Below are 12,045 nucleotides of genomic sequence, written 5' to 3' on the forward strand. Positions count from 1 at the left end.
TAAAAATCAAACCATCTATGCTTCTTCGTCGGAAGCAAGAGATGGTTCAAGATCGCTCGTTTCACATACTTTAAGCTAAAAGCAGGAAAAACCTTTTTCATTGTATTCTTAAACTTTAACGATTATAAATACTTCTTATAATGATTCTAAAAATGTAGTTAATTCTTCTTCTGTATGTGGAACTTCAATTTGCCCATTCAGGATTTGTTTTGTATAGTCTTCGATAGCTGTAATAATGTCTTCTGTCATCGCTTCTTCGTTTGTAGTAGCGGCAGCAATCGCATCATCTTCTATTCCATACTCTAAAGTCTCTCCACCAGGGAACTCGCCAACCATTCCACGATTCGCAACATCTTGTACAGCTACGTCTACACGTTTCACCATAGAAGTTAATGTTACGTTATGATCACCAATCGCACCTTCTTCGTGCTGATCACGGTCAACACCAATTACCCAAATCTGACGCTCAGGATCATTTTGTTTAATGTCTTTCGCTTGGTTAAATACCCCATTACCAGTTGCACCAGATGCATGATAAATCACATCTACTCCACTGTCATACATGTTTGTTGCAATCAACTTTCCTTTTGCTGCATCAGCAAATGATTCTGCATACTGTACATCAACTTCGATATCAGGATTTACAGATTTAACACCTGCAATAAATCCAGATTCAAATTTTTTAATTAGCGGCGAATCCACACCACCGACGAATCCTACTTTATCAGTAGTTGTTTTCATTGCTGCAGCTACACCAACCAAGAAAGAACCTTGGTGCTCACTGAACGTAATACCTACTGCATTATCCGCTTCTACTATATCATCTACTAACGCAAAGTTCGTATCTGGAAATTGCTCTGCAGCTTTTTGAATATCTTCTTTCAGTTCAAATCCAATTCCATAAATTAAATCATATTCATCACGTACAAAACGAGTTAAGTTTGGCATATAATCAGCCTTGTCCGCAGACTGTGCATAATCAAAACCATTACCTTTAGATAAACCGTTTACTTCTCCCCATGCAGAAATACCTTCCCATGCAGATTGGTTAAATGATTTGTCATCTACTCCACCGATATCTGTAACCATTGCAATACTATAATCTTCAGAAGCAGCTGCTTCACCTTCACTACTTGTATCTTCTTCTGTTCCTTCTGCACCTGCATCACTTTCCTTGCCTTCATCCGAACTACCACATGCAGCTAAAAACAGACCTAAAGTTAAAACCAAAACAAACAACAAAAACTTATGATTCTTCATTTTTTTCCCTCCTGTTTTGACTTTCTTATGTAGGAATATACGCCCAATAACAAACTAGACCATTCCTTTTATTTCGACCTTTATACTCAATTAATCTATTTATTTATGAGTATATAGCAATAAATTGCCCCCTTAAAATAAACAATTAGAAACATTGCTAAAAGATTACGAAATACAAAATTTATATTACCACTATTACTTGGAATTTGAAATACTATTGTAAAAAATATTTTTAAAATTGTTATCTTATTGTTAACAAATTGGCAGGTAGTAGTCACTAGTCCTATGTCCCTAGCAACTTCTAATATTTTTGTAAGTTTTTATATTTTTAGGTGAAAATGCAAAACTATGATTAGGTATTTCCGATTAGGGAATTGTTTTGTAAAAGTAGTTAGATGTGTCATTTTTAGAAGGAGGGGCATAGATGAGTATTTTATTCTATTTTATTGCGCCTTTTATAGCCGCTACAATAATGCACGCGAGGAGTAAGAACACAGAAAAAGTAAATAGGGGTTTTGTTTTTAACCACTATAAGTTAACTTATCGCAGAAGAATGATCCGATCCTTATGGAATATTCCTATTTTTATCTTGATTTACCTTGGTATATATTGGATAACAGATTTAAACGCAACAGAATATATCATTCTCGGAATGATGTTTATCTTACTTGGTCTACTAGACTTCCTATATAATTTTATAAAGTGGCAGAAGCATGAAAAAGAGATAAGTTTTTCAGAGAGATGAGAGTGAAGAAAGTAAGAATCCAGCTCTCTTTCTTTAAAATGAAGCTGTTATATGGGTTATTTCTATCAAAAAATTAGTAATCTAAATTCTTATCTTTCGCGTTTTCTAAATCCGATTTTAGCATGCCGAATACTATACTGTCCGTCCACTCTCCCTTATTCCAAAAATCTTGTACAAAGTGAGCTTCTTTCCTCATCCCAACTCTTTCACATAGATTTCGGGATGCTGTATTTCGTGCATCTAAATTTGCTTGAACCCGATGAACTTGTACAACTTCAAACAAATAATCGATGAGAGCACTCACCGCCTCTGTTGCATAACCTTTTCCAGACACAGATTTTGAAAACGTATAGCCAATTTCAACAGTGTCTTTCATATCTGTGTACCATACAGATAAGTCACCAATTACTTCAGAGTCTACTAAAACAGCTAAGTTTAAGGTGTTTTCGTTTGTTAATTGATTATGTTTTAATTTCTTTTTAAATTTTCTTTCTTTATTTTCATCTGTCCATTTGCCATGCAACAGAAATTGACACGTCGTCTCATCATTATAAATCTTATACACATCATTCAAATGATTTGTCTCAAAAGGCTTGATCAATAATCGGTCAGTTTGTAACTTCAATTAAATACACATCCTTTAAGATGAAATATCTAAATCTTCCATCTATTATTAATGATAGATATAAGTATAACACAGTTTGCTGGCATGTTTCTTAATCAGGCATAAATCTTTTATGTTACCTTGAAGCAACCTCAGCACGTTATCGAAACCTCTTGTATATAAAATTAAATGTCACTACTCTACTTCACAAAATTATTAAAAAGGGCCATCGTGACTCCTTTATGTCACAACCACCCTTTTTTTGTTGAATATGCATTTCAAAGAAAAAACAACTTATTTTTACTTTTTTCCCTATATTCTGTTTTACTCTTCAGCGTTATTCAATGCATCACTAATTAACGCTAAGTATTCATCGATTGTATAGGATATTGCAAGTGGATTCGGTGTACCTGCAGCACCTAACTCCGAGGTACCATTAATAAAAGCAACCGATCCCTTGTCAATCGCTGGGATTTGTCCAAGTATAGGATCATTTTGAATGGTTTCTACTAATTCTTCATCACCATAACCAAGGAAAACATCGACATTATTTAAAATATCTGCATTTTCAGCACTAAGGTTCAATGAATAATCAGTTTCATTTTCCAACTCATTTAGAATCTCTTCAGGAAATTCCATTTCTAATTCTTCCGTTAAGAACTTAACACGCGTATCCGTTGGCGTATACAGATGCATGCTCGACGTGTCTGTTGCAGAGAAGTTTACCCAAGCTACTTTTTTCCCGCTGATTTCAGGATACTCTTCTAGTTTCTCATCAATAAGATTATCCGTTTCCTCAATTAATTCTTCACCTTTTTCCTTCATTCCCATGCCTTCTGCGCTCATCATTACTTGCTCACGCCAAGAAGTCGTCCATGGTGAAACAGGATAAGCTACTACAGGAGCTATTTCCGTCAGTAAATCGTAATCCTCTTGCGTAATTCCTGAGTAAGCTGCCAGAATAACATCTGGATTACTATCTGCAATCGATTCAAAATCTAATCCATCCGTATCCTGAAATACATTCGGATCTTCGACATTTAATTCTTCCAACTTCTCCGCTGTCCACGGTAATAATCCACTATCATCTTCCACACCAAAATTCGCTGCAGAGAAACCGACTGGAACAACACCGAGTGCTAAAGCAACATCCTGGTTCCCCCATTGAATTGTAGTAACACGCTCAGGTGTTTCTTCAATCACAGTTTCACCAAATGCATGCTCAATTACGATTGGCTCTGGCCTTTCTGTTGTCTCTTCTGTATTATCGCCCTCTGTCTCGGGATCCGCTGAATCTGCATCATTAGAAGAACAACCAATAAGTAAAGCAAAAATAACCATGGATAATAATATGTAATACAAATAATGTCTTGATTTCATCTGTTTTATTTTCCTCCTATTTTTTGATAATGATAATCATTATCACTAACATTACTTTATAACTATAAACTTGTCAAACTATTTTTAATATAAAAAACTATGATAGCTTGAAACGATTTGATTATTGTGAAAAAATATAGTGAAACTTCAGTCAGTGGGGGATACTGCGACTCGGAATAAATTAAACACAATCTATTTTTTGAGAACTTTTGATAATTTTTGTGGCTACATGTAATTGCAAAGAGGATGAACTTACATATGTTAGATGTATAATGAGATTTAGATTCTTTGATAAATCACCTAAAAGGATACGCATCAATAGGGGGTAACAATGAATTACTATGAGGCACTTTGCTATAATTGTAAAAAAATTTTCAGAGTATACGAGGGTTCACTAACATATAAGCAATTTAAGGAAAGAAGCAATAGGATTTTTTGCTGTGAAGATTGTAGTCATAAGATACGTATGGATGCAATCAAAAATTTCTTTAGATAATTTATTGATGAACGTCTTTCTAATAGATTTTTGATACGCTAGATTCCCTGAATATGGCGTTAAAAACGAATTAATTATTTATTGTTTTTTATTTTCTTTCCATTTATACGGTATATTTATCCATTCCCAAGCAATATACCCTAAGTATAGAATAATTGGAAATACAGCAGTATACACCCAATCAATACGATCATCAAAGATGATTTGTTTAAGCAGTAGGAATATAAAACCAAAAATAGGGATACCGAGGTATTTTTTAAACATGCACTTCACTCCTCTAGGTTTGTTTTATAGAAGAGATAAATATTATTGTATGAAGGAGGCATTCGATGTAAATGTATTATTTAGCGATAACTTATGATATATGTGAACACAATAATTTAGTTGAAGAGATGAATGAATATCGTTTAGAACCGGGTGTTGATTTCGAGCAACAACTAATAAAATTAGCGAAGAAAGATATAGCTCCTCTTATTAAAGTATATCAATCTATTACGAGTGACTTTAAAGAAGTAACCCTATATAAAGAATATACATTCAAGGATTACGAATGTAAATGTCATAGAGAAAAAGGGTAGATAAATGATTAATTTCATATGTACGAAATTCGAATTTTCACTCAATTTGCTTTGCAGACGGAAGGTTTTAGCAGCTAGTAGCCATTGAGGTGTATACTCTATAGGTAATAATCAGGGCTCTACTTACGAAAATTTAAGTGTTTGCTTGTAATTTGGTTTACAGACGGGATCTATTCACTCAAAACCTTTCGTTTCACTTGTAATTTGGTTAATAGACTTGCTCTTTTCACTAAAAATCTTTCGTTTCACTTGTATTTTGGTTAATAGACAAGCTCTTTTCACTAAAAATCTTACGTTTCGCTCGTATTTTGGTTAATAGACAAGCTCTAGATTTTTGCTCTTTTTCTAGCTTTGTTATTCTGAGCAGTATTCCATTGCAATCAAAGCAAAACATTTTCTATAATTCTAATAGTGGTTTTAAGAAAGGACAAAATCTTATCTGATGGTAATTACTATAATACTTTATTAACGGGGAGAATTAAGTAAAAGGAGCTAACAATTACGTATGGAATACTTGATCGAGTTTGAAAAGAAAATAAAAAAAGACCATATTGATAGCGTACTTGTTCAAAACGATAATCGTTTAATATTTGAATACTATCGAAACAGAAAAATGAAAGAAAAACAACACAAAATTTATTCTATAACAAAAAGTGTTTTATCGATATTGGTTGGGATAGCGATAGACAAAGGATTTATTAAAGATACTAATACATCAATAGTTGATTTCTTTCCAGAATATAATGATGATGCAAATAACGATATCACCGTCAAACATCTATTAACTATGACTTCAGGGTTACACTGGCCAGGTAATAACCGTATGATACCGAGTAAAAACTGGGTCGACTTCGTAATGCAACAAGAAAAGGTCCATCCTCCAGGGAAAGAAATGGTATACAGCTGCGGCTCTTCTCACTTGCTTAGTGCCATTTTACAATCAACTACTGGAATTTCTACTGAAGACTTTGCTAATAAACATCTATTTACTCCTCTAGGAATAACAAATTATAAGTGGAACAAAGATGCACAAGGGGTAAATATCGGTGGATTCGGTTTATCAATGAAAACAGCGGATATGCTTAGAATTGGCTCCCTTTATTTAAATATGGGGAAATGGAAATCTAAACAAATTGTATCCGCTAGATGGGTGAAAGAATCTACACGCCCTAAAGTAAAAATTGATGATACTACTTCATACGCGTATCATTGGTGGAATATAGCTCTAGAAAATCAAACAGCTACGTTTTTTTGTGCTTCTGGATATGAAGGACAGTACATTATTGTAGCACCTGAGTATAAATTGATAACCGTTTTTACAAGTAGCATAAAGGATGAACCGAGAAGAATTTTAGACTATTTTCAAAATTATCTATTACCTTATACCACGATTCAGTAAGTATTTTCAAAAAAAGACGACTTAACTAATCATGATATAATCATCTATTATTACTCCAAGAAAGAAGAATGGTTCTATTGAGAAAATTAATTATTATTATTTTATCCCTAACAACGATTATCACTGTTTTTTTATTAAACAATCCTTCTGCCAAAGCAGAGAATGTGATCTACGTAGCAACTAACGGAAACGATCAAAACGACGGTACGAAATCCAGTCCATTTCGAACACTAAACAAAGCTGCATCACAAGCAACAAACGGCACTACCGTATACATTCGAGAAGGGACTTATCAAGAGCACCTTCATATCAAACATAGTGGGACAAAATCAAAACCTATTGTTTTCAAAGCTTACAATGATGAGGACGTGACGCTTACCCGTGGAGATGATGTAGATACAGAGGGAAATACTGCCTTAATTACGATCGATAGCAAGAATTATATTACCATTAATGGGTTAACATTGGAGAATCTATCTACAAATCTAGCAGATGAAACGGTGATGGGAATTTTTATCACGGGATCAAGCAGTCATATTTCGATTGAGAATAACCACGTTCAGCATATCGAGACACATGCAGAGGATGGAAATGCACATGGGATTGCCGTATACGGAACCAAAAAAATGACAGACATCCATATTAAAAGTAATCTCTTAGAAGATTTAAAACTAGGTGCAAGTGAATCCCTTGTACTTAACGGTAATATTGAAAGTTTTTATATAGAGGATAATATCATTCGCAGTAGCGATAATATCGGCATTGACTTGATTGGCTATGAGGGAGTAGCACTCAATAAAAGCACTGACTATGTGCGGGAGGGAACGGTGCGAAACAACCGTATCTATGACATATCGTCGTATGGAAATCCCGCATATGGAGAAGATTATTCTGCGGGTGGCATCTATGTTGATGGCGGGAAAAATATTTCCATAGAGCAGAATACTATACATAACGCTGATATTGGAATTGAAGCCACCTCAGAGCATGCTGGAAAGTATGCAGAGAATATTAGCATTATCGATAATATTATTTATAACAACTATTATACGGGGATTTCCATTGGCGGATATGATGAAAATCGTGGCGGGACGATCCATTCAACCATCGCAAGAAATACCTTGTACCGTAACGACACTAAAGGGCTAGGCGGTGGTCAGCTTTTATTACAACATGATACGAAAACGAATGTTATCGAAAAGAACCTACTCACAGCTGGCCCGTCTCGCCTGTTTATCGCAAACTATTTTACAACAAATGCATCTAACTCTCTTCGCGGGAACATTTTCCATAAAGAAGTAGGAAAGGATGGTATTTGGGTATGGAAGGACGAGGAATTTACTGTTTTCTCTGATTTTGTAGATGCTTCCAACAGTGATGCCCAATCTAGTTATATCGATCCTGAATATGAAAATGAAGACGTCAATAGTTTTCAATTGAAAGAAGATTCACCCGCTAAGGAGATAATTTTTGAATAACCGTGAAGAGCTATGTGTTACTCAACAATCGCTCCTTATTGCGGTTTTATTGTTCTTACAATGTGGTAATAATTGGCCCTTCTTTCGTAACAATAATGGTATGTTCGTATTGAGCTACCGCGCTTTCCACCGTTAGGAAGGTCCACCCATCTTCCGCTTGATAGACTTGCTCTTCAAATGTGGAGATAAATGGCTCAAAGGCAATTACCATACCATCTTTTAAAATTTCATTATCCCAACGAGAGAAAAAACTGAAAATATGATCAGGCGCTTCATGAATGGAGCGACCAATTCCGTGTCCAGTAAGATTCTTGATTACGGTTAAGCCATGTTTTTTTGCCACATTGTGTGCAGCTTTTCCAAGCGCACTTGTGCTCACACCTGGTTTTGCCTTCTCCAGTCCAGCCTCGAATGCTTCTTTCACAACGTCACATACTTTATGTGACATGTCCTCTCCCTGCCCAGCTACAAAGGAGATTCCAGTATCTGCAAAATAACCGTTTTTCGACCCGGAAACATCTATGTTAACAATATCGCCTTCTTGAATAATCCGTTCCCCCGGAATTCCGTGCGCTACTTCTTCATTAATGCTAATACATGTATATCCTGGGAAATCGTATTCTCCTTTTGGCGCCGATTGAGCTCCTACCTGTTCAAACATCGTTCCCGCTATTTCATCAAGTTCTTTTGTAGTAATTCCCGGTTTGGTAGAACGAACTAATTCATCTCGAATCGCACCACAAATTTTACCTATTTCTTTTAATCCATTAAAATCCGCTTCCGTCTTTGCGATCATTATATACACCTACTTTTTTACATATGATATGTTCTATGTTTGTTTTTTGACTCTATTCTAGTATAGAAGAAAAACCTTTTTCTTCAACATATTCAATTCTCCTTGGTTTTGAAAATCGTATACATCAGCGGTCCAGCAAAAAATAATCCTCCAACAGCTGATCCGAGGAATACAGCGGAATAGGACGTCCATTCCATTTCCCTTCCTAAAAAATAATCAAGAATAATACGGAATATAGTTATAAATGCTGGAAGCACTAAGGCTGCAAACATCATTATTTTTACACCTTTGGACATGTAATTACCTCCTTTTACATATTTAACTAATTCGGGTAGAAAGACTTGATCGTAAGAAAGAAACCTTTACTTCTCCCAATGCGTCATTTGTTCTTCTTTATAATACATTTGCTGGGAACCGCCGAAACGTACTAAATATCTTTCGCGCTTTTCATCGATATATACCACCGTGCCAACTAGAGGCATATGATTATCATCGACAGTCACCATATCACCAATATTGAATTTATCCATATTAACCGCTCCAATCTTTTCTCAACCTTTACTGGTCAACCTAATTACAGACGTTAGTATTTCCGATACATCCCTTGTGATTTTGGATAAGTATAACTAAATCCAAATTGTTTATAAAGTTTATCCGCGGATCCATCGGCAATTAAGCTAACATATGAATCGGGATATGTATGTTTTTCTAAAAAGTTCATAATATGTTCCATAATTAATTTACCTAATCCTTGTCCTTGATAGCCCGGTTTAACAACAATATCTACCACCTGAAAGAAAGTTCCTCCATCGCCAATGACTCGTCCCATCCCGATAAATGTTTCTTCATCATATACACAAACAACAAACAATGAATTCTTTAGTCCCTCTTCAGATGCTTCGTGCGATTTCCCGCTCATTCCACCTTCCAATCGCAAGTTATTATAATCTACTGGGTTTGGCGGCTCATGCGTGATCATATACTGTTCTTTCATACCTTAATTCCTCCCTTAAACTAAATCTGACGAAACTCTACTTACCTTTATTTTAATATATGAATGGCAACTTATCCACGAAGCAATAACAAACAAAAACAACCAAAATTAAAAATAAACAGAATAAATGATATACTAAAATCAAACACAAATAAAGATATGTTATTCGAGGAGGTATGTTTCTTGAAAGCAGGTAAGCATCAAGCATTGATCTCTTTATATGAAAGTAAACACAATGAAAAAGAAAAAGTAAAGTCGCATTATCATGATACTTATCAACTATTATATACACTAAAAGGCACTGGTATCTGTACCTTGCATCATCAAGAGTATGCGATGGAACAAGATAATTTTATTATCATCCCTCCTGCAACGGAACACTCAATTGCTGCGTCATCAAAAATGACTGTCTTAGTGCTTGAATTTGAAACAGATATATTTGACTCGAATGTACAAGTGGAACTGATTCCCGAAGTATTTCGATCAGCGCGCGTACAAAAGCTTAGTACATTTGATAGTAGTGAGATTCGTCAGCTACTTCGAAAAATGCTGTATGAACAATCTTATGGTGACAAGTTATGGGAGACTGGTCTAAAGATATATATTGCAGAGTTATTTTTTATCATTGCACGCTCTTCTCAAGAACCTTCCCAGACGGATATCAATACATTGCGTGTTGAACAGCTAAAACATTATATTGATACACGTTATTTTGATATTAAAAATGCAGAAGATATTGCAGACCGAATGGGCATCAGCAAACGTTACATCCAAAGTATTTTCAAAGAATACTATAATAGCACTCCAATGCAGTACTTGACGGAGGTTCGACTAGGTTTAGTGAAACAGATGTTAGTCGAAACCGATAAAGATATTGTTTCAATCTGTTTTGAAGTTGGGTTCGAATCACTATCCACCTTTTACCGATTATTTAAGAACAATGTTGGAGTTCCACCAAATATGTATCGAATTACGCAAAGAGAACGTTAGACATGGAGACTTTTATCCTTAAGATTTCCAGGCGATGACACAACAAGTTATTTCACCTGTTTTTAATTGAGTTCCGAAAATGAGAATTTGTTTCCCCTTCTAATAAGACACCTTATATGGTTATGTTTACACTTAACGTAATCAGTTTAGGAGGGAATTATATGACTACAAATAAGATTGGAATCATTATGAATGGTGTTACTGGACGTATGGGAACGAGACAACATTTAATACGTTCCATTATGGCAATAAGAGAACAAGGTGGCGTACAGCTAGCTAATGGAGATTATCTCATGCCTGATCCGATTCTTGTCGGTCGAAATGAGAATAAATTGAAAGCGCTTGCCGGTGAACATTCCATTGAACGATGGACCACTAATTTAGAAGAAGCATTGGCAGATGAAAATAACATCATTTACTTTGATTCTCAAACTACTTCCCGTCGTGAGGAAGCGATTAAACAAGCTATTGAAGCAAATAAACACATTTATTGCGAAAAACCAACCTCAACATCATTAGAAGGATCATTAAGACTAGCGAAACTTGCAAAAGATGCCGGCGTCAAAAATGGCGTTGTTCAAGATAAATTATTTCTTCCAGGCGTGATGAAGCTAAAACGATTAATTGATGCTGGATTCTTTGGTGATATTTTGTCTGTGCGTATGGAATTTGGATATTGGGTTTTTGAAGGCGATTGGCAGGAATGTCAGCGTCCATCCTGGAATTATAAAAAAGAAGAAGGCGGCGGAATTATCGTGGATATGTTTCCGCACTGGCGCTATGTGTTAGACCACTTATTCGGTTCGGTGCAAGCACTCTCCACTGTTGCTACTACACACATTACCAAACGTGTCGATGAAGAAGGAAATACGTACGAAGCTACAGCCGACGATGCTGCTTATGCAACCTTCGAATTGGAAAATGGTGTAATTGCTAGTGTCAATTCTTCTTGGGCAGTTCGTGTAGATCGTGATGATCTATTAACCATACAAATTGATGGAACCGAAGCAAGCGCGGTAGCTGGTTTACGAGACTGTAAAACACAGCATCGAGTAAACACTCCAAAACCAGTTTGGAATCCAGACCTTAAAAACACGATTGATTTTCAAGATCAATGGGAGGAAGTACCAGATAATCAAGTGTTTGAGAATGCATTTAAAATCCAGTGGGAAATGTTCTTAAAACATGTATATCAGGATGACGCTTTCCCATGGGATTTATTAGAAGGTGCAAAAGGTACACAACTTGCAGACTTGGGCTTACAATCTTCACAAGAGCGTCGTTGGCTAGAAGTACCAAGCCTGGAAGTCTAGAGGAGGCAGTCA

General features: G+C 35.6%; 14 protein-coding genes. 6 read left to right on the forward strand and 8 right to left on the reverse strand.

The annotated features are described in order from the left end of the window. Nucleotides 1-135 precede the first annotated feature (135 nt). Nucleotides 136-1,260, reverse strand: a complete 1,125-nt coding sequence (locus tag AQ616_RS02565) for a BMP family lipoprotein (protein WP_069684994.1) — start codon at nt 1,258-1,260, stop codon at nt 136-138. Nucleotides 1,261-1,684: 424 nt separating this feature from the next. On the opposite strand from AQ616_RS02565, the gene AQ616_RS02570 reads away from it, so the two are divergent. After that, a complete protein-coding gene (locus AQ616_RS02570; RefSeq protein ID WP_069684995.1) occupies nt 1,685-2,005 on the forward strand; it encodes a hypothetical protein in 321 nt (106 codons plus the stop codon). A gap of 73 nt (nt 2,006-2,078) precedes the next feature. Here AQ616_RS02570 and AQ616_RS02575 read toward each other — a convergent pair whose 3' ends face one another. The 3 genes from AQ616_RS02575 to AQ616_RS02585 form a co-directional block, all read right to left on the reverse strand. Further along, nucleotides 2,079-2,630, reverse strand: coding sequence for a GNAT family N-acetyltransferase (locus AQ616_RS02575; protein WP_069684996.1), 552 nt, complete (start codon nt 2,628-2,630; stop codon nt 2,079-2,081). 303 nt (nt 2,631-2,933) lie between these two features. Continuing rightward, nucleotides 2,934-3,989: an ABC transporter substrate-binding protein gene (locus AQ616_RS02580; protein ID WP_069684997.1), complete on the reverse strand. Its 1,056-nt coding sequence runs from the start codon at nt 3,987-3,989 to the stop codon at nt 2,934-2,936. Between the two features lie 574 nt (nt 3,990-4,563). After that, the gene (locus AQ616_RS02585; RefSeq protein WP_069684998.1) at nt 4,564-4,749 is read right to left on the reverse strand and encodes a hypothetical protein; all 186 of its coding nucleotides are present in this window, start codon (nt 4,747-4,749) and stop codon (nt 4,564-4,566) included. Nucleotides 4,750-4,820: 71 nt separating this feature from the next. Here AQ616_RS02585 and AQ616_RS02590 point away from each other — a divergent pair, with 71 nt between their 5' ends. From AQ616_RS02590 to AQ616_RS02600, 3 genes are all read left to right on the forward strand, one after another. Continuing rightward, nucleotides 4,821-5,063, forward strand: a complete 243-nt coding sequence (locus AQ616_RS02590) for a hypothetical protein (protein WP_017798659.1) — start codon at nt 4,821-4,823, stop codon at nt 5,061-5,063. A 505-nt stretch (nt 5,064-5,568) separates the two neighbouring features. After that, the gene (locus AQ616_RS02595) at nt 5,569-6,462 is read left to right on the forward strand and encodes a serine hydrolase domain-containing protein (RefSeq protein WP_069684999.1); all 894 of its coding nucleotides are present in this window, start codon (nt 5,569-5,571) and stop codon (nt 6,460-6,462) included. Nucleotides 6,463-6,539: 77 nt separating this feature from the next. Beyond that, nucleotides 6,540-7,940 (forward strand): DUF1565 domain-containing protein, encoded by a 1,401-nt coding sequence (locus AQ616_RS02600; protein ID WP_069685000.1) that lies wholly within the window; start codon nt 6,540-6,542, stop codon nt 7,938-7,940. 55 nt (nt 7,941-7,995) lie between these two features. Here AQ616_RS02600 and map read toward each other — a convergent pair whose 3' ends face one another. The 4 genes from map to AQ616_RS02615 form a co-directional block, all read right to left on the reverse strand. Further along, entirely contained in the window at nt 7,996-8,736 is a 741-nt protein-coding gene (gene map / locus AQ616_RS02605) for a type I methionyl aminopeptidase (RefSeq protein WP_017798661.1), read from the reverse strand. Nucleotides 8,737-8,828: 92 nt separating this feature from the next. Continuing rightward, entirely contained in the window at nt 8,829-9,032 is a 204-nt protein-coding gene (locus AQ616_RS02610; protein WP_017798662.1) for a hypothetical protein, read from the reverse strand. Between the two features lie 66 nt (nt 9,033-9,098). After that, the gene (locus AQ616_RS19520; protein WP_017798663.1) at nt 9,099-9,266 is read right to left on the reverse strand and encodes a hypothetical protein; all 168 of its coding nucleotides are present in this window, start codon (nt 9,264-9,266) and stop codon (nt 9,099-9,101) included. A gap of 53 nt (nt 9,267-9,319) precedes the next feature. Beyond that, nucleotides 9,320-9,730, reverse strand: a complete 411-nt coding sequence (locus AQ616_RS02615) for a GNAT family N-acetyltransferase (RefSeq protein WP_205634377.1) — start codon at nt 9,728-9,730, stop codon at nt 9,320-9,322. 183 nt (nt 9,731-9,913) lie between these two features. Here AQ616_RS02615 and AQ616_RS02620 point away from each other — a divergent pair, with 183 nt between their 5' ends. Together AQ616_RS02620 and AQ616_RS02625 are read left to right on the forward strand one after the other, a co-directional pair. Further along, nucleotides 9,914-10,720 carry an AraC family transcriptional regulator gene (locus AQ616_RS02620; RefSeq protein ID WP_084822421.1) on the forward strand — a complete coding sequence of 269 codons (807 nt, stop codon included), beginning with the start codon at nt 9,914-9,916 and terminating at the stop codon, nt 10,718-10,720. A 161-nt stretch (nt 10,721-10,881) separates the two neighbouring features. Then, nucleotides 10,882-12,033 (forward strand): Gfo/Idh/MocA family protein, encoded by a 1,152-nt coding sequence (locus tag AQ616_RS02625; protein ID WP_069685001.1) that lies wholly within the window; start codon nt 10,882-10,884, stop codon nt 12,031-12,033. The last annotated feature ends 12 nt before the right edge of the window (nt 12,034-12,045 follow it).

The sequence above is a fragment of the Oceanobacillus sp. E9 genome (assembly GCF_001741975.1).
Taxonomy (GTDB): Bacteria; Bacillota; Bacilli; order Bacillales; family Amphibacillaceae; genus Oceanobacillus; species Oceanobacillus kimchii.